This window comes from Paenibacillus sp. VTT E-133280 (genome assembly GCF_002264385.1).
Classification (GTDB): Bacteria; Bacillota; Bacilli; order Paenibacillales; family Paenibacillaceae; genus Paenibacillus_AQ; species Paenibacillus_AQ nitricinens.
Genome location: NZ_NFUX01000072.1, coordinates 14681 through 35821, shown reverse-complemented (window position 1 = coordinate 35821; position 21141 = coordinate 14681). Strand labels below are relative to the sequence as shown.

The 21141-nt window shown below is 42.7% G+C and carries 23 protein-coding genes; 17 read left to right on the top strand and 6 right to left on the bottom strand.

Annotation, left to right across the window (positions count from 1 at the left end):
* Positions 1 to 231: 231 nt before the first annotated feature.
* Positions 232 to 366 (bottom strand): hypothetical protein, encoded by a 135-nt coding sequence (locus CA600_RS31930; protein WP_256990004.1) that lies wholly within the window; start codon positions 364 to 366, stop codon positions 232 to 234.
* Positions 367 to 575: 209 nt separating this feature from the next.
* Here CA600_RS31930 and CA600_RS25130 point away from each other — a divergent pair, with 209 nt between their 5' ends.
* Genes CA600_RS25130 through CA600_RS25110 form a run of 5 tightly spaced genes read left to right on the top strand, consistent with a single transcriptional unit; the run spans position 576 to position 5236 of the window.
* Positions 576 to 1595: an ABC transporter substrate-binding protein gene (locus CA600_RS25130; RefSeq protein WP_094873813.1), complete on the top strand. Its 1020-nt coding sequence runs from the start codon at positions 576 to 578 to the stop codon at positions 1593 to 1595.
* A 22-nt stretch (positions 1596 to 1617) separates the two neighbouring features.
* On the top strand, positions 1618 to 2625 hold the full coding sequence (locus CA600_RS25125; protein ID WP_373455905.1) for a FecCD family ABC transporter permease: 1008 nt from the start codon (positions 1618 to 1620) through the stop codon (positions 2623 to 2625).
* Complete coding sequence (locus CA600_RS25120) at positions 2618 to 3655, top strand: FecCD family ABC transporter permease (RefSeq protein ID WP_256990003.1); 1038 nt, start codon at positions 2618 to 2620, stop codon at positions 3653 to 3655. The genes CA600_RS25125 and CA600_RS25120 overlap by 8 nt, the downstream gene beginning before the upstream one ends.
* 19 nt (positions 3656 to 3674) lie before the next feature.
* Entirely contained in the window at positions 3675 to 4475 is an 801-nt protein-coding gene (locus tag CA600_RS25115; RefSeq protein WP_179281722.1) for an alpha/beta hydrolase, read from the top strand.
* 8 nt (positions 4476 to 4483) lie between these two features.
* Complete coding sequence (locus tag CA600_RS25110) at positions 4484 to 5236, top strand: alpha/beta hydrolase (RefSeq protein ID WP_094873808.1); 753 nt, start codon at positions 4484 to 4486, stop codon at positions 5234 to 5236.
* 52 nt (positions 5237 to 5288) lie between these two features.
* Here CA600_RS25110 and CA600_RS25105 read toward each other — a convergent pair whose 3' ends face one another.
* Positions 5289 to 5822 carry an SRPBCC domain-containing protein gene (locus tag CA600_RS25105; RefSeq protein ID WP_094873806.1) on the bottom strand — a complete coding sequence of 178 codons (534 nt, stop codon included), beginning with the start codon at positions 5820 to 5822 and terminating at the stop codon, positions 5289 to 5291.
* Between the two features lie 18 nt (positions 5823 to 5840).
* Positions 5841 to 6173, bottom strand: a complete 333-nt coding sequence (locus tag CA600_RS25100; protein WP_094873804.1) for an ArsR/SmtB family transcription factor — start codon at positions 6171 to 6173, stop codon at positions 5841 to 5843.
* A 292-nt stretch (positions 6174 to 6465) separates the two neighbouring features.
* Between CA600_RS25100 and CA600_RS25095 the strand changes: the two genes are divergently transcribed.
* The 7 genes from CA600_RS25095 (at position 6466) to mnhG (ending at position 13057) form a co-directional block, all read left to right on the top strand.
* The gene (locus CA600_RS25095) at positions 6466 to 7104 is read left to right on the top strand and encodes a universal stress protein (RefSeq protein ID WP_231573438.1); all 639 of its coding nucleotides are present in this window, start codon (positions 6466 to 6468) and stop codon (positions 7102 to 7104) included.
* A gap of 127 nt (positions 7105 to 7231) precedes the next feature.
* A complete protein-coding gene (locus tag CA600_RS25090; RefSeq protein WP_094873821.1) occupies positions 7232 to 10096 on the top strand; it encodes a Na+/H+ antiporter subunit A in 2865 nt (954 codons plus the stop codon).
* A complete protein-coding gene (locus tag CA600_RS25085) occupies positions 10096 to 10431 on the top strand; it encodes a Na(+)/H(+) antiporter subunit C (protein ID WP_076121569.1) in 336 nt (111 codons plus the stop codon). Before CA600_RS25090 ends, CA600_RS25085 begins: the two co-directional genes overlap by 1 nt.
* Positions 10428 to 11906, top strand: a complete 1479-nt coding sequence (locus CA600_RS25080) for a Na+/H+ antiporter subunit D (protein WP_094873800.1) — start codon at positions 10428 to 10430, stop codon at positions 11904 to 11906. The genes CA600_RS25085 and CA600_RS25080 overlap by 4 nt, the downstream gene beginning before the upstream one ends.
* A gap of 5 nt (positions 11907 to 11911) precedes the next feature.
* A complete protein-coding gene (locus CA600_RS25075) occupies positions 11912 to 12385 on the top strand; it encodes a Na+/H+ antiporter subunit E (protein ID WP_094873798.1) in 474 nt (157 codons plus the stop codon).
* Positions 12385 to 12678: a Na(+)/H(+) antiporter subunit F1 gene (locus CA600_RS25070; RefSeq protein WP_094873796.1), complete on the top strand. Its 294-nt coding sequence runs from the start codon at positions 12385 to 12387 to the stop codon at positions 12676 to 12678. Before CA600_RS25075 ends, CA600_RS25070 begins: the two co-directional genes overlap by 1 nt.
* Positions 12653 to 13057: a monovalent cation/H(+) antiporter subunit G gene (mnhG, locus tag CA600_RS25065; RefSeq protein WP_256990002.1), complete on the top strand. Its 405-nt coding sequence runs from the start codon at positions 12653 to 12655 to the stop codon at positions 13055 to 13057. Before CA600_RS25070 ends, mnhG begins: the two co-directional genes overlap by 26 nt.
* A gap of 112 nt (positions 13058 to 13169) precedes the next feature.
* Here mnhG and CA600_RS25060 read toward each other — a convergent pair whose 3' ends face one another.
* Together CA600_RS25060 and CA600_RS25055 are read right to left on the bottom strand one after the other, a co-directional pair.
* The gene (locus CA600_RS25060) at positions 13170 to 13547 is read right to left on the bottom strand and encodes a PilZ domain-containing protein (protein WP_094873794.1); all 378 of its coding nucleotides are present in this window, start codon (positions 13545 to 13547) and stop codon (positions 13170 to 13172) included.
* A gap of 119 nt (positions 13548 to 13666) precedes the next feature.
* A complete protein-coding gene (locus CA600_RS25055; protein ID WP_094873792.1) occupies positions 13667 to 14248 on the bottom strand; it encodes a TetR/AcrR family transcriptional regulator in 582 nt (193 codons plus the stop codon).
* Positions 14249 to 14575: 327 nt separating this feature from the next.
* Here CA600_RS25055 and CA600_RS25050 point away from each other — a divergent pair, with 327 nt between their 5' ends.
* Positions 14576 to 15739: an MFS transporter gene (locus tag CA600_RS25050; protein WP_256990005.1), complete on the top strand. Its 1164-nt coding sequence runs from the start codon at positions 14576 to 14578 to the stop codon at positions 15737 to 15739.
* 163 nt (positions 15740 to 15902) lie between these two features.
* Here CA600_RS25050 and CA600_RS25045 read toward each other — a convergent pair whose 3' ends face one another.
* Positions 15903 to 17402, bottom strand: coding sequence for a 4-hydroxyphenylacetate 3-hydroxylase family protein (locus CA600_RS25045; RefSeq protein WP_306440415.1), 1500 nt, complete (start codon positions 17400 to 17402; stop codon positions 15903 to 15905).
* Between the two features lie 206 nt (positions 17403 to 17608).
* On the opposite strand from CA600_RS25045, the gene CA600_RS25040 reads away from it, so the two are divergent.
* From CA600_RS25040 to CA600_RS25025, 4 genes are all read left to right on the top strand, one after another.
* Complete coding sequence (locus CA600_RS25040) at positions 17609 to 17986, top strand: BlaI/MecI/CopY family transcriptional regulator (RefSeq protein ID WP_094873788.1); 378 nt, start codon at positions 17609 to 17611, stop codon at positions 17984 to 17986.
* Between the two features lie 5 nt (positions 17987 to 17991).
* Positions 17992 to 20229, top strand: coding sequence for a M56 family metallopeptidase (locus CA600_RS25035; protein WP_094873786.1), 2238 nt, complete (start codon positions 17992 to 17994; stop codon positions 20227 to 20229).
* Between the two features lie 236 nt (positions 20230 to 20465).
* Entirely contained in the window at positions 20466 to 20795 is a 330-nt protein-coding gene (locus CA600_RS25030; RefSeq protein ID WP_042187640.1) for a PadR family transcriptional regulator, read from the top strand.
* Positions 20788 to 21141 carry a DUF1048 domain-containing protein gene (locus tag CA600_RS25025; RefSeq protein WP_082651129.1) on the top strand — a complete coding sequence of 118 codons (354 nt, stop codon included), beginning with the start codon at positions 20788 to 20790 and terminating at the stop codon, positions 21139 to 21141. Before CA600_RS25030 ends, CA600_RS25025 begins: the two co-directional genes overlap by 8 nt.

Below are 21141 nucleotides of genomic sequence, written 5' to 3'. Positions count from 1 at the left end.
ACATTTGTCCGTAAGCTCGACTAAAACATGTATTCTAAGGATTTAAGATCCGCTCGGTCCGTCATCCCAAAGAGGCGTGTGCTTAATTAAAAACAGGGCTCCCCATGGCCAACAGTAGAATATAGGCCCATCCCTTGAGTTCATTTCACATTTCTCCGCAATCTAGAAATTTCAAAAATTCTATTATAGCAAGTATAAACGCCTTCGGTGTTCTTAATAGGACGGTAGAGTCTAGGCCATTGGCAGATCCAACTGTTTACGAAACTTATTCCGAACTACGACAGAGAGTGCATCTAGCTCGACAAGCTCTGTCAGAGCGTACGCCTCTTGAAGACCAACCTGCATTAGATGCAGTATATGTGACACGGATGCACCGCCAGCTCCATTTTCTTTTTTAACAATTACGTCACCTACGGGAATTTCTCCCTTTATACTGATCTGACAATTTACAAAATTTCAACTATTTAAAGAAAGGTATTGATAATTATTCTCATATGATTTAATATGATAACGATTCTCATTATCATTGCTTAGAATTAAGGAATGATAAAAAAATATAGATGGGGAGATAGAAAATGAATCAGAAAAAAATTTTATTAGCAGGGTTATCAGCAGTATTAGCTTTGAGTTTGGCGGCTTGTGGGAACGATGCAAAGGACAACGCATCTTCAGAAAAAAGTGGAAATAATGCTGCAGTAGCAACAGAGGGAAATGCAAATAACAAAGGAAATGCGGCGGCAGCAGAGACAGTTGCCACTGAACAAACCATTACATATCTAGGTAAGGATTATATAGTACCTGCAGAGATTCACAATATCGTAGCTGCAAGTCTGGAATCTATGGAAGATGCTGCAATCCTAGGAGTGAAACCTGTAGGCGTACTTGCAATAGCAAATGCCATTCCAGGTTATCTGTCAACTGAATTAGCTGGTGCATCTTTAGTGGGGGATAAATTTGCTCCGAGCAATGAGGCGATCTTGCAGCTAGATCCAGATGTTATTTTAGGGTCTTCCAAGTTTGGTGAAGATGTGTCGGGTGCGCTTAATAAAATTCAAACGATGATTCCTTATTCTCATATCTCAACAAACTGGAAAGATAACTTGCGCTTATTAGGTCAATTATCCGGTAAGTCAGCAGATGCGGAAAAGATTATTAGCGATTATGAATCTAAAGCCGCGGGTGCAAAGGCTGAGATTGGAGAAAAACTGAAAGATAAATCCATTCTTGTGATCCGTATTCGTCAGGGCAGCATGTGTGTATATCCTGCTGGTGTTTATCTAAATCCGGTTATTTACGAAGATTTAGGTGCTACCATTCCCGAAGTAATAACAACTACTAAAGCTCAAGCTGAGCTTTCACTAGAAGCTTTAGCGGAAATTAATCCGGACTATATTTTCTTGCAGTTTGAGACCAGTGAGAATACGGATAATGCAACAGCACTTGATGATTTACTTAAGAATCCGATCTTCAAAAGCGTGAATGCAGTCAAAAACAATCATGTCTTTGTAAATGCAATTGATCCTTTGGCGCAAGGTGGTACGGCTTGGTCAAAAGTAAGATTCTTGGATACTGCAATTGAAAACCTGTTGAAGTAAAACTGAAGGTGCGATGAATAAGATGAATACAAAAAATTGGAATGTTATATTGATCCTATCAACTTCTCCATTATTCATCGTATTAGCAATGGTTGTATCCGTCTTATATGGTGTTAAGGATATTGGAATAGCAACAATCTGGGAGGCGATTACACACTTCGATGCAAATAATGTGGACCACAACATTATTATGACATCTAGATTACCGCGTGTAATCGCCGCTTTATTAGTTGGAGCGGCCCTGGCTGTTTCAGGGGCATTAATGCAAGGCGTTACACGGAATTATCTTGCATCACCATCGATTATGGGAGTAAATGACGGATCGGCATTTGTTATTACGTTGGCTATGGTGTTTTATCCTGGATTATCGAATGTTCATATGATTCTTTTATCCATGGTGGGTTCTGCTATCGGAGCGGGGTTGGTTTTCGGATTTGGCTCATTGGTCAAAAACGGCTTATCTCCAGTCAGACTAGCCATTATTGGTACTGTAATTGGTACATTTTTAAGTAGTATTGCCTCAGCAGTAGCGATGTTTTTTCAAGTCTCACAAAATGTTAGCGTTTGGTATAGCTCAAAAATACATACTGTAAATCCAGATATGCTAATATTGTCCATTCCCTTTATAATCGTTGGTCTGCTCTTGGCGGTTAGTATTTCTAAATCTGTAATGGTTGCCTCCCTAGGGGATGAAACAGCAATTAGCTTGGGTCAACGGACAAAATGGGTGAAAATCATCAGTATTTTATCTGTTATATGTCTGACCGGAACAGCAGTGGCCTTAGTAGGTAAGATTGCCTTTGTTGGTCTAATTATTCCTCATATTACACGTTTTATAGTTGGTATCGACTATCGTTTCATCATTCCTTGCTCAGCAGTCATTGGGGCTGTTTTTTTAGCATTTTGTGATGTCTTAAGCCGGTATATTAACTTTCCGTTTGAAACGCCAATTGGCGTTGTGACCGCCTTTATTGGCATCCCGTTCTTCCTTTATTTAATTCGGGTTAAAGGGGGAGAGCAGCGTGGATAGAAGGAAAATACAGTATAGTCGCTATCTATTGACGCTACTAGCTTTTATCCTGCTTACGCTTGTGGCGGGGTATTTTCATCTAACGAATGGCGCATTTGATATGTCTGTCATGGATGTGATAAAAACGCTGCTGCGAATCCATCCCAATCCTAAATTTGACCTGGTTATTTTTCAATTTCGATTGCCACGGATCATTATTGCGTCATTAGTAGGCATAGGTCTGGGGATGGCTGGAACGGTCATTCAAGGCATTACCCGAAACGGGCTGGCTGATCCAGGTATCCTTGGGATTAATGCAGGTGCCGGAGCTGCCATCGTTGCATTTATGTTTTTCTTTCAGATGTCAGGGGTTACTTTTTTTAAAGAAAGCTGGTTTTCGATACTAGCCATGCCACTCTTTGGTTTTGTGGGGGGGCTTGCCGCAGTTGTGGTTATCTTTATTTTCTCTTGGCGGAATGGTGCACTTGATATGCAACGTTTGATATTGACAGGGATCGCGATAAGCAGTGGTTTTGGGGCGTTGTCGTTGTATCTTTCTTTAAAAATGAATGCAAGTGATTACGAAATGGCTGCGGTATGGAGTGTTGGAAGTATTTACAGCGCGAATTGGACTTATATCATAATGATCACACCTTGGGTGCTGATTTTAGGATTTGTAATGTATCGAAAAAGCTACTTGCTCAATTATTTTCAATTGGAGGATTCCAGCACAAAAAGCTTGGGAATCTCCGTAGAAAAAGAAAAGCTAATCTTTCTGTTATGCAGTGTAGGAATTGTAAGTGTATGTGTGTCTGTGTCCGGTTCTATAGGTTTTATAGGATTGATGGCTCCTCACATCGCTAGAAGATTAGTAGGGATTAATCACCGCTATATTATGTTATCCAGTGCAGTGGTTGGGATGTTCTTGCTTGTGATCTCGGATTATTTTGCCAAAACATTATTTCAGCCAGCAGAGTTACCTGTGGGAATAGTCGTTTCGATTATTGGCATTCCTTATTTCTTATATTTATTAGCCAAGTCTAGAGTGTAGGGGAGAGTGAGCAGCACATATGTCAACACAAGTTGAACTCGAACACACAGAATCATGGAAACTAGAATCTCAGTATATGGGTTACACGTATGATATAAAGGTCTCACTTCCGAGAGTAGAAGCACCTGAGAAGGGATTTCCTGTCTATTACATGCTCGATGGGAATTCATATTTTCAATTGGGCCGGGATGTCGTGAAATTGCAGTCCAGAAATGCGCCGAAAACTTTGATTGCACCAGCCATCGTGATTGGTATTGGGCATTATGGTTCAGACGATGAGGTTTCTAAAAGAAGATTTTATGATTTTACGCCTACTGCGGAGCAGTATGTATATCCAGATCGTTTGAAAAATGCTGACTTAGGGCCACATGGTGGTGCCGAGAAGCTCTTATCTTTTTTAGAGTTAGAATTGATGCCGCTGATCGCTAAAAAATATAATGTCGATCCACAGAAGCAAGCCTTGTTTGGTCACTCATTAAGCGGTTTGTTTGTCCTATGGACACTATTCACTCGTGCGGAGCTATTCCAGTATTATTTGGCTTCTAGCCCGTCGATTTGGTGGAATGATCATGAAATCCTGGCCTATGCGGATCAATGGTGCAATCAGGGTCACATGACAAGACCCGAGCAACGAAAGCTGTTGATCACAGTGGGCAGTGAAGAGGCGTTTATGGTCGATGATGCTAAAGGATTATTTTCAAAATTGTGTGAGTATTCTTTGCCGAATTTACAGGTTGAGCATTACGTAGCGCCAGATGAAAACCACGCGTCAGTAGTGCCGACCATCATGAGCAGAGCGTTCCGTCTGTTGAATAGTTAAGGAGGGGGATGAAGAAAATCATGTTAGGAGAACTAACTACCTTCGAACATATGGGGCGACAAATCACCGTGTATCTTCCTAAAGCATATCAATCGTTTACAGAAGGAAGCTTCCCCGCGGTTTTCTTACAGGATGGCGATTTTTTGTTCAAAGAATCGATTGCAGCTATAGAAAATGATGTGGAAGAGGGGATTACGGATCCGGTTATTTTTATCGGGATTGATTCTCAGCATCGTAATGATGAATATACACCTTGGGAAATGCCTGCTCTTTTTAAAGATTGGTCCTTTGGGGGCAAGGGGGATGCCTATTTAGATTACGTCTATCAGAATCTTGTTCCATATATTAAAAGTGCATATCGCATCTCTCAAGAGCCAGGCAAATTGGCATTAGGCGGTGTTTCATTAGGTGGATTAATAAGTCTGTATGCGATGTACAGGACGGAGCCAATTTTTGATAACTTTTTACTCATATCTGCGTCTGTGTGGTTTAAAGATTTTATCGATTACATGGAGATTACAAGGTTAGATCGGGAATGCAAAGTTTATATGTATGTAGGTGAACAGGAAGGTATCCAGAAGACTAATGCACAGAAGGACATGGTCCCTAATAGCAAACGTGCTTTTAATCTTTTAAAAGAGAAGATAGATGGAGCGGATCATCGTGTGAAGTTTGAGACAGATCCACTGGGAACGCATAATGACACCTTTTTCCTACAATATTTTCCGAATAGCATCCGATTCTTGTTTCCCGTAAAATGATAAAAAGGACGAGCAGGAGGGAGTATCCTTGCATCGTCCTATTTTCACGGCTTTAGTTGCTCTTCTGTAAATTCTCAAGATGTACGTCCAGATTATCAAAGGTTTGAGAGATACCCGGCAGCATCCCCATATCAATCACTTGTTGTAACGCTTCTGGAGAAGCGTATTTGCCGGTGTTTACCAGCTTCGTTTGACCATCCAGCTCGATAAAATCTAGTTGTACAAGCGTTTCAGGCAGATCTTTCGAAATATTACCCTCTGCATCTGAGAACCAGTCCGTATAAATAATTTGCTCCGGAAACGTAATTTCCCGATAAAGCGCTTTGCCCCATGACTCCCTACCGTAAAAATCACCCTGATTCTTATCCTCGCATTTCATGCAATAATGCCAAGTCCCCCCTGGACGGAAATCGACATGACATACGGGAATCGTCCAACCTTTAGGCCCCCACCAATGCTTCAAATGCTCAGCCTCAGAAAAAGCCTTAAAAACTAGCTCACGTGGAGCTTTAAAAATACGCTCTAAGATTAGTGTGCTGCCTTCAACTTTGTGTACTAGGTGGTTGGTTTGGTTAGAATTTGTCATGGGATAGATCCTCCTCGTTTACTTTTCCTTATCTGATTCCTTGCTTTGTAGCTTCTGCAAATAATCATCCAGTCGATCGTAGCGTTCCTCCCACATATGGCGGTAGGATTCTAACCAAGTGTCTATTTCCTTAAATGGTTCAGGTCGGAGCTTGCAAATACGCCGATTAGCAACTGCTTGCACTTCAATAAGCCCCGCTTCACTGAGTACACGCAAATGCTTAGACGCTTGAGGCTGCCGCAGCTGAAGATTTTCCGCAATCTCTCCAACGGTTAGGGGGCTATCGCGTAATAGTTCAACGATCTGCATGCGGTGAGGCTCAGCTAAGGCACTCATTACGTTAGTATTCATAAACAAAAATCACTTCGATTCATTGAATTGATTCGTATTTCCTATTCGTGATTACAATATACCATCATGCGAATATTCCTGTAAAGGTATATTTAAAATTTTCATTGTATGATAACTTCAAAAGAAGGGCATAGTACAAGCATTAAGAAGAAAAATGTTCCATGATAACCACTAAACTTTACAAAAAACATAGGAATAGATATAATTAAGTATAACTTATCGGTTTTTGATGTACGCAAGGGGCCTAACGCCAGTAGGCTCCTTTTGTATTTCTTGGCCATGTTACAGGAGGGTGAAGGTCATACACAATGAAAAAATTATGGTTTGTGTTCATTATGGTCCGCATGGGGAGCGTTTAATCCGGCGTGGTGTGCAACTGTCTGAAATAATAGGGGCCCCATTGTTTGTATTAAATGTCGATAGTTCGGACAATGATGAATATAATCAGAGCAAAGAAATGTATATGACGGTTTGGAAACGTCTTGCCGATGAAGCTGGCGCAGAGTTTATCATTCGGAAACGTGAAGGCCGTAAAACAACTGATATTATTGTAGAAGTAGCTGAAAAGAATGAGGTTACACAGATTGTCATCGGACAATCTGCCCAGACTCGATGGCAGGAGCTTACCAAACGTAATTTCATCAATGAACTCATTGGTAAAATGAAAATGATGGATCTGCATGTCGTGGCCGTTCAACGGATGCGCGCCGGGTTGGAAGAAACCCATGAGGAAGGTGTAATCGCCTACCTGGTCAAAATTGGGGATGAGTATCAGCTCAGTGATGAACCCAAGGGAGAATATTCGCTTAAAGGAAAGTTCTTTCACGAATTACACACAGAATTTGAGAACGGTTTATTCAGAATTGAGCAAGAAGATGGAAAGGCTAGATATTTGCATATTTGTGATGGCACATTGACCGATTCTTTATAATCGGGCGTGCCCTTATCTTCATGAGGGCCTATTATTAAGGGCCCTTCCAATCATATGATCTTTGGCTTTTGGTAAAAAAGTAAGTACTAAAGTTCACAACTTGATAAGCTCAAGTGGAAAAGGAGGACTGCCTTTGCTGCATGTAATCATACTTGTTCCGTTTCTAATGGCCTTAGTAATCGCACTTTTGACCAAGAGAGCATCCAACCTTCATAGAGGATGGCTTGTTTTCCCCGGTTCGCTCGCTTTGTTTGTATATTTTTTAACCCGGATTCCCGTGATTAAGGGAGGGGATTTGGGATATGAAACCGTTTCGTGGATTCCTTCCCTAGGGATTGACTTGGTTTTCCATCTGGATGGATTAAGTTTACTCTTCGCTTTGTTAATCACTGGAATGGGTAGTCTTGTAATTATCTATTCGATTTATTATCTAGACAAGCGAAAAGAAGCGTTGACCCCTTTTTATATTTATTTAATGTTGTTTATGGGAGCGATGCTTGGCGTTGTGCTCTCGGATAACTTGATGGTGCTATACGGTTTTTGGGAATTAACAAGTGTCTCGTCATTTCTGTTGATTGCTTTTTGGCATCGGCGGCAAAAATCGCGGTATGGTGCTTTGAAATCTATGTTGATTACCGTATTTGGTGGTTTAGCGATGTTTGCCGGCTTTTTAATGCTGTATGTGATGACAGGCACCTTCAGTATTCGGGAAATTTGGAGCGAGGTTGGAGATATTAGTGGGCATGCGTTGTTTATTCCAGCGATGCTATTAATTCTATTAGGTGCATTTACCAAATCAGCGCAGTTCCCGTTCCATATCTGGCTGCCGGATGCCATGGAGGCACCGACACCCGTAAGCGCATATCTTCACTCAGCAACGATGGTTAAAGCTGGATTGTATCTTGTCGCCCGTTTCAGCCCTATTTTTGCGGGGCAATATGAGTGGTTCTGGATTGTGTCAGGCGTCGGTTTGATCACCTTGATCTATGGTTCGATCCAGGCGATGAAGCAGACGGACCTGAAGGCTCTATTAGCCTATTCAACAATTAGTCAACTTGGACTGATTATGGGATTGCTGGGAATGGGATCGGCAGCGGCGTTTTATATAGGGGAAGAAGCTGTCTTTTATACTGCTGCAACAACAGCGGCTATCTTTCATCTTATTAACCATGCTATCTTTAAAGGCTCATTGTTTATGATGGTCGGTATAGTTGACCATGAGACGGGTACCCGCGACCTGCGAAAGCTGGGCGGACTGATTTCCATTATGCCGGTTACCTTTACGGTAGCGATGATCGGCAGTTTCTCGATGGCTGGTTTGCCGCCATTTTCCGGGTTCTTAAGTAAAGAGATGTTTTTTACAGCTGTTCTGAATATCCGAAACCTGGATATATTCTCTATTCCCTCGTTGTTTACGCTCTTCCCGGTTTTGGCCTGGATTGCCAGCGTGTTTACTTTTGCATACAGTATGATTTTGGTATTCCACACCTTTTTCGGAAAATATCAGCCTGAGAAGCTGGACAAAAAACCGCATGAAGCCCCATTTGGACTTCTGCTTGCCCCGTGCCTGCTTGCAGTGCTGTCTATATTTATTGGTTTTTTCCCGAATATTTTATCTAATACACTTATTATCCCTGCAATGAATGCTATTCACCCTATCTTGCAGACCGGGGAACCTTTTGTTGTGAATATCCATTTCTGGCACGGCTGGACACCAGAAGTATGGATGACACTTGGTGTTGTGATTCTTGGTATTACTGTATACCGAATCTATGGCCGCTTAAGTCTGGTCGATAAAGAATGGGGCAGTGGCTACACTTTAAATCAAGTCTATGACGGAGTAATCCGGCTGGTTGAGAAATTGTCTAGATGGGTGACTGGTTCTTATATGACTGGTTCCATGAGACATTATTTAATGTATATTTTTTCCTTCTTGATCGTAACGATTTGCGGTGTCGTCTGGTATTCAGATGGAATTACACTTGGTACGACGGAGTATACTCCTTTTTCTTTGTTTGAGGTTATTGCTGTAATGGTTTTGCTTCTAGGTGCTTTAGCTATTCCGTTTGTACGTTCGAGAATAACAGCCATTTTGTTAACAGGAATGGTTGGTTATATGGTTACTTTGCTCTTTGTTCTGTTCAGAGCTCCTGATCTGGCGCTTACACAAATGATTGTTGAAGTGGTATCTGTTACCTTGTTCCTGCTATGTTTCCGGCATTTGCCTAGGCTGAAAAAAGAGAAGCTCAAGCCTCGTGCGCATTTCCTTAAACTTATTATTTCCATCGGGATGGGCGTAACGATGACATTGGTTGCACTTGCTGCTTTAGGAAGTAGTCCGTTCGAATCCATCTCGAAATATTATGTGGAGAATAGTTATACTTTGGGTGGCGGTAAAAATATTGTCAATGTTCTGCTCGTTGATTTCCGCGGCTTTGATACTATGTTTGAAATAACAGTACTAGGTCTCGCCTCACTTGCTATTTATTCCATGATCAAGCTGCAGTTGGATGGAGAGGGTACAGCATCCCAACTGAAGAGGGTTGTTCCCTATAATAAGCCTCGTTATTCTCGAAGTGATGATGTGTTACTACAAGCGGTAGCTAAAGTAGCATTCGTTATCATTCTGATATTTTCGTTGTTTTTGTTTTTTGCCGGTCATAATAATCCGGGAGGCGGATTTATTGGGGCTTTGATGGCTTCTGCAGGTTTGGTGCTGCTTGCTATTACTTTTGGGATGGATATGGTTGAGAAGGTGCTGCCTATTAATTATCGTAAGTTAATTGCGATCGGGATTTCGATTGCTTTTCTTACCGGGGTTGGCTCATTTATATTCGGCGTACCCTTTCTGAGCCAAACGTTTGGATATTTCCAATTGCCGCTTATGGGCAAAACAGAACTAACCACTGCAATGTTCTTTGATCTTGGTGTTTATCTAGCTGTTATTGGTGTCACTATGAATATCATACTTACGATCGGGAGGGATAGCTAATGGAGCTCGTTGTTGCCTTGGCGATCGGCGTATTGTTTTCCGTAGGTGTGTATCTAGTCCTTTCCAAAAGCTTGCTACGCATCCTACTGGGTACTAATTTGATTACCCATGGTGTTCATTTACTGCTGCTGACGATGTCGGGTCTCAAGACAGGGGCTCCACCATTGCTTGGTGAAAAAGCAGAGGCATATGTAGACCCGTTACCACAGGCGCTCATTTTGACCTCAATTGTAATTAGTTTTGGAGTAACAGCATTCTTCATTGTTTTGGCATACCGGACTTACCGTTCGACGGGTACGGATGATGTGGAAGGCACCAAGGAGGAGAGACAATGAACAACTTGCTAGTGCTGCCTCTGCTGATTCCGGCCTTTACGGCAGTGATATTGATTTTTCTAAAAGAACGAGTGGACCTGCAGCGTATGATCAGTGCCGTCAGTGTGTTTTTAAATATCTTGGTTGCTGGAATTATTGTGTATCAGGTAGGTACAAACGGAATCCAAACCCTAAATATGGGTGGATGGCTTCCGCCATACGGGATTGTGTTTGTTGCCGATATGTTTGCGGCCTTACTTGTGTTAATCGGCGCTATCGTTGGTGCAGCTTGCTTATTTTTTTCCTTCGCGAGTATTGGGGAAGAAAGAGAACGGTTTTATTACTATCCGTTTTTCCATTTCCTATTAACTGGGGTGTTTGGCTCCTTTCTCACCGGAGATCTATTTAACTTGTTCGTCTGTTTTGAGGTCCTGTTAGTTGCCTCGTATGCTTTAATTGTACTTGGTGGCTCCAAAGGTCAACTGAGAGAGACGTTAAAATATGTATTAGTTAACGTGATTTCCTCTTCCTTGTTTGTAGCAACGCTTGCTTATTTATATGCCGCGACAGGAACGCTGAATATGGCACATCTATCTATGCGTGTAGCGGAAGCGGGACAAGGCGGTGTCATGAACGTCATTGCGGTTCTGCTGCTGATCGTATTTTCGATAAAGGCGGGTTTGCTGCTCTTTTTCTGGCTTCCGGATTCTTATAGCGCACCACCAGTGGCTGTTAGAGCACTGTTTGGGGCCTTGTTAACGAAAGTAGGATTGTATGCAATTACACGTACTTTTACATTGATTTTTATTCAAGACCCGGGACTCACCCATACACTGATCGCCTGGATGGCGGGAGCGACGATGATCCTTGGTGCAATCGGTGCACTGGCTTACAACGATCTGGGGCGGATTTTTAATTATAATATCATTATCAGTGTTGGGTTTATTGCTTTTGGGATTTCTGTCGCGACTCAGGATTCGTTAAATGGTGTAGTGTTCTATTTAATGCATGACATGGTTGCCAAGGCATTATTATTTTTCCTGGGCGGGATGATAATCTCGGCATCGGGCACCGACCGCTTAAAAGAAATGGGTGGTTTAATCCGACGTTATCCGTGGACCGGCTGGATGTTTTTTGTACTGACTTTGGCATTGGTTGGTGTTCCGCCTCTTAGTGGTTTCGCTGGAAAAGTTATGATGGTACGTAGTGGATTTGGACAGGATCACGTGGCTCTTGCGCTGATTGCACTCGCATCCAGCTTCGTAGTGTTATATTCCTTGATCAAAGTATTCCAGCAGGTATTCTGGGGTGGCGAGAAAAGGGAAGAACAAGTCAAACCGCTTCATTATAAAGCTATGATGGCACCGGCGGCTGTACTGTTTGCGATTGTAATTCTGATGGGTGTAGGTGCTGAGACGGTAAATGGATACGTCAGCCAAGCCGGAGCTGTACTGGCTGATCCTGCACTTTACATTAACGCTGTCATGAAGGAGTAGATACTATGGCATTTCAACTATTATTGAATTTCATGATAGCATTCCTGTGGATGTTTCTGCACAATGACTGGACTGGTCCGCGTTTTGTCATTGGTTTTCTGCTCGGTATACTCATTCTGCTCGGAATGCGTCGTTTTTGGCCCAGGTTATATCTCGGAAAAGTGTGGGCGATCCTTAAGCTAATCCTGTTGCTGCTGCGGGAGCTGATCGTTTCTAGTTATGTAGTGGTAAAAGCCGTTCTAAGACCAGAGCTTAATATACGTCCAGCTATTCTCAAATATACTACAGAGCTGAAATCAGATTGGGAAGTGGCTACATTGATCACATTGCTCTGCCTAACGCCTGGATCGGTGGTACTTGAAGTATCGGATGATAATCGGACATTGTATATTCATGCCATGGATGTTGAAGACCCTGCACAGTTCAGAGCTAATATCCGTGATACCTTTGAGCGTGCGATACTGGAGGTGACCCGCTAATGATCCATTTTATTCTTATGTTATCCATTACGATCATGGCTGTAGCAATAGGCGTATGTGCTTGGCGTCTGGTGAAGGGACCTTCCTTGCCTGACCGCGTGGCTGCACTGGATACGATCGGAATTAATCTGTTAGCCATGGTGGCCGTTTTATCGGTCTTTCTCCAAACACAGGCTTTTATAGAAATTATTTTGTTGATTGGAATTCTTTCCTTTATCGGAACGACAGCCTTTGCCAGATATATCGAAAAGGGAGTGGTGCTAGAAAATGGAAATGATCAAGACTACAGGTGAGTTGCTGTTTGCCTTGTTAATTCTTATAGGGGCATTGCTTAGCGCTGTAAGTGCTATTGGTTTGATTCGGCTGCCTGATGTATATCTAAGATCACATGCTGCCGCGAAGAGTGCCACTCTCGGTGTTTTATGTGTCTTGGTTGGGGCATTTCTATATTTTGCATTTTTTCAGGATCATATTAGTGCAAAGCTATTATTAGGAATTGTCTTTGTATTTATAACTGCGCCTTTATCCGCCCATCTAACAGGTAGAGCGGCATATCGTTCCGGTGTTCCTCACTGGGACCGGAGAATTCAGGATGATTTAAAAGAGGTGCTGGAGAAAGAGCAAGTTATACCAGTAACCCCTGAAGGAGATATACCTCAAGAACAAAGGTAGAAGTGTTAGGAATAGTCTTGATTTTCAATAACAGCAGCAAAAACTAAAACAAACCCGCATCTACACGCGGGTTTGTTTTTTATTAATGGAGTACTATTCTTTTGTTTACATCTCAACGAACCAATATTTTTCCTTCTCCAGCGAGCCTGCGTAGCACCCTTGGAAGAAACTCAATGTCTGCTTCAGGAATGTCTAATTGAATACCGTAATGGAAACAGTCCTGCTGTTCTCTATTCCATTTTAGAACTCCTTCTAAGTAAATAGATTCATCCGTAAGATTCATTTCCATACCAATCCGTACTAGGTTATTCTCTGGATTAATGTTGAGGGGTAACGATAAGTGGCAGCCTGTTCGACTGATGTTGAACAGTACAGCTCTTACAGGCTTAGAAGGAACCTGGATTCCGTTAATGCTAAGAATATGAAGATCAAGGGTTACAGGTTCTTTAAGGGTATATCGAAAAGGTTCAGTTCTGCGATTAGTGTTCATATGCTCCTCCATACTTTTCCATCTACTATAAATTATCGACAGGAAAACAGGATTAGTGAAGAGTTATTAAACATATTAAAGATTCGAATTTACAAAAGCTGCATACCTGATTTTTGATTTTATCGTAACAATGTAAGTATTTCTTTTACAGAATTATCTACAAATGATCTTTCAGGACGGGATTTCATGATCACAGTAAGTCCAATTAATGATATGACTAGTGTCTGCGCTAAACTCTTTGCGTTAATAGCGGGATCAAGCTCACCTGAGCGTAAACCTCGATCAATCGTTTCTTGAAATATTACCGAGAGATACATCTGGTGTTCTCTTGTTAGGAGCTCAAATTTCTCATCGTGGGGTGAAAGTTCAACCATTGAATTAATGCAAAAGCATCCCCAGTTCGGATTTTGTCCATATTCTTTTGCCACTATATTTTCGAAAAAGTCACGGAATGCCTCTTTAACAGAAGAATTGTTTTGAAGCTTGTTACGAACATAGGCAGCATGAGAACTCGTATATTTCCGCAACGCAGCTTCAAATAGTCCTTTTTTATCTCCGAAGGTAGAGTAGATGCTAGGCCGTTGAATACCCATTCTTGATGTCAGGTCGCTTAAAGAGGTAGCCTCGAACCCTTTTTCCCAAAATACTTTCATAGCAGCATCTAATGCTTTTTCCTCATCAAATTCACGTGGTCGAGCCATACTAACTCCCTCTTTTCATATCGAACAGTATGATATTATTTTATGGTTTGAATCTTAGTATGTCAATTAAGAAATGGGTTTATAAATCGTCTGTATTTAATTTTTGTTGTTCTATAAGCTAATCCCTTGACAGTTATCTTTTTTTAGAGTTATATTTGTCAAATATATTTACGTACTGATCGGTATGTAATTTATGAATCTGATAAAAGTCAATCTCAGGAGGCGTTAACTTTGGGGGAATCTGTTGAGGAATCGAAAGCTATTATAGTGGATCAAACAGACAAAAAAGCTAAAAAAGTACAAGGAGGGCTTAGAGCGTCGGAACCAGTGCCTGTATCAATAATATCTCGTAGTGTGGCACTTTTATTTTCCGTCGCTTGCGGAATAGTTGTTGCTAACATATATTATGCGCAACCTTTACTGGACGCTATTTCGAACGAGTTTGGTATTTCTCATTCATTCGTTGGACTTGTTATTACAATTACTCAAATTTTTTATGCACTTGGACTGTTGTTACTAGTGCCTTTGGGTGATTTATTAAATCGGCGTTGGCTGATCGCTGGACAGATGCTGCTATCCGTATTGGCTTTAATTGTCGTTGGTACTGCCACCAGCAGTATAGTGTTATTCATAGGTATAGCAGCGGTTGGGTTTCTTGCCGTAGTGACACAGACGCTCGTTGCGTTCGCGGCAACTTTGGCTGCTCCTGCCGAACGTGGGCGTGTCGTTGGTGTTGTGACAAGTGGAATCGTCATTGGTATTCTACTGGCGCGAACTTTCGCTGGCGTATTAATGGATTTAGCAGGTTGGCGTTCTGTCTACCTTGTTTCCGCGGTATTAACACTAATTATGGCATGTGTATTGTTTCGGGTGCTGCCACATTATGAGCACACAAGAAAATCATTATCTTACCTACAGTTGATTCGTTCAATGTTCACGTTGTTTGCTCAGGAACGAACTCTTAGAATCCGTGCTGCACTAGGTATGATGATTTTTACCGCTTTCAGTATATTATGGACGTCTTTAGTATTACCTCTCAGCGCCCCGCCGTTTTCTCTTTCACATACTGCGATTGGAGCGTTTGGTCTCGCAGGGGTTGCAGGCGCGTTAGCAGCAGCTCGAGCAGGTCGCCTTGCTGATCGAGGTTTAGGGCAGAAGACTACCGGTGTAGCCTTGATTCTTTTGCTCATATCATGGTTGCCAATAAGTTATGTTCAGCATTCGCTTCTTGCATTAATCGTAGGTATTATCCTACTTGATCTTGCAGTACAAGCCGTACATGTCACCAATCAGAGCATGATCCTTACTTTGCGACCTGAGGCACGCAGCAGGCTTACTGCCGGTTACATGATTTTCTATTCCATTGGCAGCGCCACTGGGTCGATCGCATCTACCAGTATCTATGTTTACTTTGGCTGGAACGGAGTGAGTTTGTTAGGTGCAATTGTGAGTGCTCTGGCTCTTCTTTTTTGGTCATTAACAAAGGAGTAACTGAAGGGATGAGTATTCGTGCTGAAAAATTGTAACACTGATCTCTTATAATTAGGTGCGATTTCTAAGTCTTAACGCTCCAGCCAGGGCTATAGTATTTCATGTCACCTGGCCGTGGGAGCAATTCGAAAAGTTTAATTCATCATAAAAAATAACAAAAAGCTCAATTAGAAACTACATCTGTTGTTGAATTAGGGAGAGGGTCTTCTGGTGAAATAAATTCGTGAATGATTTGACGGAAGTATCCGTGATTATCATAGCTATTGTACATACGCCAGGCCATTGTTTCTGAATTTCCAAAAAATAACCGCTCAAATTGGGTTTGGCGGCCACCGAATGCACCAGCTCCCAGTTCCCATGCGACCCGGAATAAGGCATTTCGGTACCGAGCATCCGAGACATTACCCTTTAAATACTGATAGAGGTATGAACCGGCACTTGAACTGAAGTCCGATTCCGAGGTGATCATAATAAGACCGCTTGAGCTGAGATTTTGAACCATTTCAACCATCTTTGGATAAAACTCTGTAAAGTGAATGGTTGAAGCTAGGAGGGGGCCTTTATCAGGTACGAGATATCCAAATTTGTCATGAGCTGCCCCGATTTCAGAAGCGAGCCTTAACGCTTTAAAGGTCTCTAGATACATTATTACTTTGGAAATCGGTACAATCGTGTAGGGTTCAAGGACAGCATTTTGTTCTTCTGCCAAAGATTCTAGCACACCGAGAAAGAACTCCGTTTTAGCAATATAGCGGGTGATGATTTGGTGACCAATATGGGTATGAAAGTGACTCTCACCGAACAATCGGGAACAGTAATTCTCATCCCCGTAATAAAAGATACGATCATGTGGGATAAGCACACGGTCGAATATAACAAGCGTATCCATTTCTTCGTACCTTGAACTTAATGGATGGTCGTAGGTGGAAGTGGCTGCATAGCTTTCGCGGCAAAAAAAAGTGATCCCCGGCAGATCATTAGGTACTGCAAAGGCAAACGCGAAGGGATTATCATCATCCACAAGGGAGGGGGAAGGCGTAGGGAATACTAGCATTTCATCGCATGTAGCCCCTTGTGTTGCCATCATAAAAGCACCGGTTACAACCATTCCTTCATCCTTGATTTCTACAACTTTAGCAGCTATAGAATCCTCTGTAGCATCAACCTGACCGGATATTTTACTTGCTTGAGGCTGGATGAATGCATGGGATAAAGTAATATCATGATCTCGGCAGTAGGCATAGTATTTCCTGAGGTTCTCAGCATATTTTGGATGAAGGTCCTCAAGGATATCGGCAGCAGTAAACAGAGACATGATTGCCGTATTCATATAATCTGGGGATCGTCCTAAAAAACCGTGATGTCTGTTTGACCAGAGTTCAATCATTTTTCTTCGGCGTTCTAAATCTTCAACACTTTTGGGCGGGAGAAAAGATAGACCAACAAGCTCTCCAGTATCAGGCGAAGGGTAGGTCATCTGCGCTAAATAACGTTCGTCACACTGCATGTTGTACATTTCGGCTTGTGTTTGTATGAGGCCTTGAAATGCAGGATGTTTGGATAAGGGCCCTTCGATACGCGTTCCTTTGTACCAGATATTGATATTTTGCCGGTCGATTCGTTCGATGTATTGATTACCATTTTTAATAGGCAAATGTTCCACCTCTTTGAAGATCTGTATTATTATTTTTAATGTACGTAATCATAATTCTTCTTGTACATTGTCCATACACCGAGTCAGAGAAGGGGCCAACCTAACTAGTGATTCGTATTGTTACTTTAAGGTTGACATAAATGAGACTTACTTGTATATTTTTTACATTGGATTACAAGTGTAGTCATTTGGTGAAAAGAAAGGCGGATAGGATTATGTCTACGGAAATTCCAAAAATCTCGGATGCCGAGTGGGAAGTAATGAAGGTGCTGTGGACTGGAGCCCCGCGTACGGCAGGAGAGATTGTTGAAGCTCTTGAGGGCAGCCGGGACTGGAACCCAAAAACGGTGCGGACGCTGATTAAGCGTCTGACGGAGAAAGGGGCTATCGGTTACAACCAGACAGGAAGGGTGTATTCTTATTACCCACTGGTGCGGGAAGAGGAATGCGTCCAATACGAAACACAATCTTTTCTGAAGCGGATCTACGGTGGAACGCTGCGCCCGATGTTAGTCAACTTTTTACAGGATGAGAAGCTGTCCCGAGAAGATATTGAAGAATTGAAGAGAATTTTGGATGAGCGAAAGGACTGAGTCGCTTGCTGGAAGCTGCATACAATCTGTTGGTTAAGATATTGTCACTATCCGCTATGGCGAGCGTGCTGTCTTTGCTGATCCTGGCAACGCGTTTCTTGTTCAAGCATCGATTGAAACCGACCTGGACGTATCTTCTGTGGATGCCGCTGATCGTGAGATTAGCCGTCCCTTGGACCCCGGAAAGTACGTTCAGCATTTTTAATTTGTTGCCGCTGGAGACAGAATCAGTTCAGACTTTCAATATTCGTTCTGCGCAGCCGATTGTAGGTGATTTGTCTGTGTCTTCGATGGACATTCAAGCGGTAGATTCGTCCACGGTCGCTGAAGAAACAGGAACAGGAACTTCACAGCAAGCCGAGAAAACGGAGAGAATGACACCAATAACTCCGGAAATCTACGATCCATTTGAGATATCCAATGCACGTTGGACGCCGATGTATTTGCTGGTTCTGGTGTGGCTTAGCGGAGCAGTGGTAATGATGAGTCTGTCGGTTCGTGAACAGCTGCGATTCACGGCACGGGTTCGAGGGGAACCGGAGATTCGTTCCGCAGATATCCTGCGGTTGTTCGAAACGTGCCAACGAGAGATGAAGGTAAGGCGCCCAGTGAAGCTGGTTGAGACGAAGCAGATTGCCATGCCGACACTGCTTGGCGTTATGCGCCCTAAGCTGCTGCTGCCGACATCCATGCTGCACACGATGGAGGCGAACGAACTGCGTCATATATTTCTGCATGAGCTGGCGCATGTGAAACGTCGTGATATTTCGCTGAATCTGCTGACAGCACTGCTGCTGGCGCTGCATTGGTTCAATCCGTTGCTTTGGTATGCCGTTAGCCAAATGAAACGGGACCAAGAGGTCGCCTGTGATGCGCTGGCTTTAAAGCATATTGTATCGGAGCACCACAAAGACTACGCACGGACTCTTCTTAAACTATTGGAAACATTGACCGGTCCAATCCGAGTGGCTGGTGCAGCCTGCATTTCAAGCAGCAAGAAGGAAATGAAAAGAAGGATAACCATGATCACCAGGCATAAAAAAATCACTGCACAAAACACGGTGTTGGGGTTAGCAGTAATTATGGTCTTAAGTGGCTGTACCTTGACTGGGGCAAAGCTGAGTTCTACATCAGCCCCGGAGAAGAATGTTGTTATCCCGTCAGCTTCTCAGGTTAAAGATATACCTGCGATCGATCCCAAAGGAACCCTATTAGCGGAGAAGAACGGAATTACTATAACTGCAAAGCCCACGGCTGAGCATGCACTTTTGCATGAAGTCACGGTAGATGTACGTGGTGAAGTTAACAGAACGTTTTTATGGGATGCTGGTGAAGATGAAACGCGGCCTCCTTCCATTGAAGAAGCGGATCTTAACGGGGACGGTATTAAAGAAATCTTCATTCGTATTACTACCGGCACGGGAACAGGGCTCTCCATGAGTGAGATTCATGTGCTCCAGCCTGACACTCTGGAAGAGCTTGTGGTAGAGGACCCGGTCGAGGCGCTAAATCGGAGGCTGAAATCCTCTATTACACACCGGAATAACCACACCTACGTATCCGCTGAACTAGACGGAAAGCATTTGACTAAAGTGTATGATCACACTGAGGGAGCTTGGGGCAAGAAGATTGGTTTTGGCGCCGTAGTTTCGTATGAGTTGGAAGGAGATCGTATTGTAGCCCGGTTGGCAGGAGCAGCATCCATCTCTGAGTTTCCGCTTGAAGTTATTGTTATTTATGGCAAGGAACTTACCATTGAGAGCGCACAGATATACTATGGCTCGTTTATTTCTCCTCCGCTCAGTGAACAGGATATTAAGTCCTTGCTGGATAAAAAGCTTCCAGCTAGCGGCTGGACCTTTGGTAAAGAAGGCGATCAATACAGGATTGATTTTATGGATCCACCGAATGGCGAAGGGGAAGGCCTTAGCTATAAAATTAATCCGCTAACTGGAACAGTTCATGATGTAACTTCTGGCAGTCCAGTGAGAAGCCTAGTGAATCGAGAAGCGGTAGATCTGTGGGACATATCTAACGGTAAGGAGTACCAGAAAGAGCTATATAGGTTACTTCAGCCAATATTTGATACAGAAGGCTTCGAGTCAACAGATGTGGATTGGATTTCCGGCTTTATTGGAGATGGTTATTTGTTCAGTAATGTTAGGCAAGGCGGCAGAGAGTTCACGATAAAAGTGGATGTCTTCACCGGTCAATGGGAAGAAATTGCTGACCCGTATAAATAGTTATGTCGATGTCGAAGAACCTCTTAACAATAAAGAAAGCCCGTGCCTAGCACGGGCTTTCTTTATTGTTACTGACTTAAAGCAAATGCTTTCCACTCACACCAAATCCAGCCCCTACTGCTGTTGTATTTATTTTATATTTTCAGCAATCCGCTTTTCCTCCTATTTACAATTCGGCTACTCGGTGATACTATATAGTGGTACTAAGCAATACAGAGTAGTATTGGAGGATTTTAATGGATAACCTAACAGAAATGCTGAAGGGAGTTTTGGAAGGCTGTGTACTTGAAATCATCAGCCGGAAAGAAACCTATGGGTATGAAATCGTAAAAACGCTAAATGCGCTCGGTTTCGAAGATGTTGTTGAAGGAACGGTCTACACCATCTTGATACGGTTAGAAAAAAATAAACTCGTCGATATCGAGAAAAAACCGTCCGAAATAGGACCACCAAGGAAATTTTATAGTCTAAATGAAGAGGGATGGCGGGAACTGTCCATGTTTTGGGAGAAATGGGGATATGTTTCGTCAAGACTTACTCAATTGAAGGAGGATAGCCGTGTATAAGAACATGCTCGCTAAATTTAAAGATTTACGTGAACAAAAAAAGGCTTACAAAGAGTGCGTAAAACGTTCAAAAGCGCTCCCAAATGATTACCGAGAAGTTTACAATATCGCATCGCGTTACATGCTGAACTTCTCATCAAACGATTCTAGTGTCATCAACCTGTTTCCCGAAATGCTCGACATGTTTGAGATGGGAGCTGCTGAAGGTCGAGATGTTCTGGAGATCGTAGGGAATGACGTAATGGCGTTCTGTGACGGGCTGCTCGAGGACGTTTCCGCTCAGACTTGGACAGGGAAAATGCGAGCGAAAATGAACGAGTCCATTCACAAAAAACTTGGAAGATAG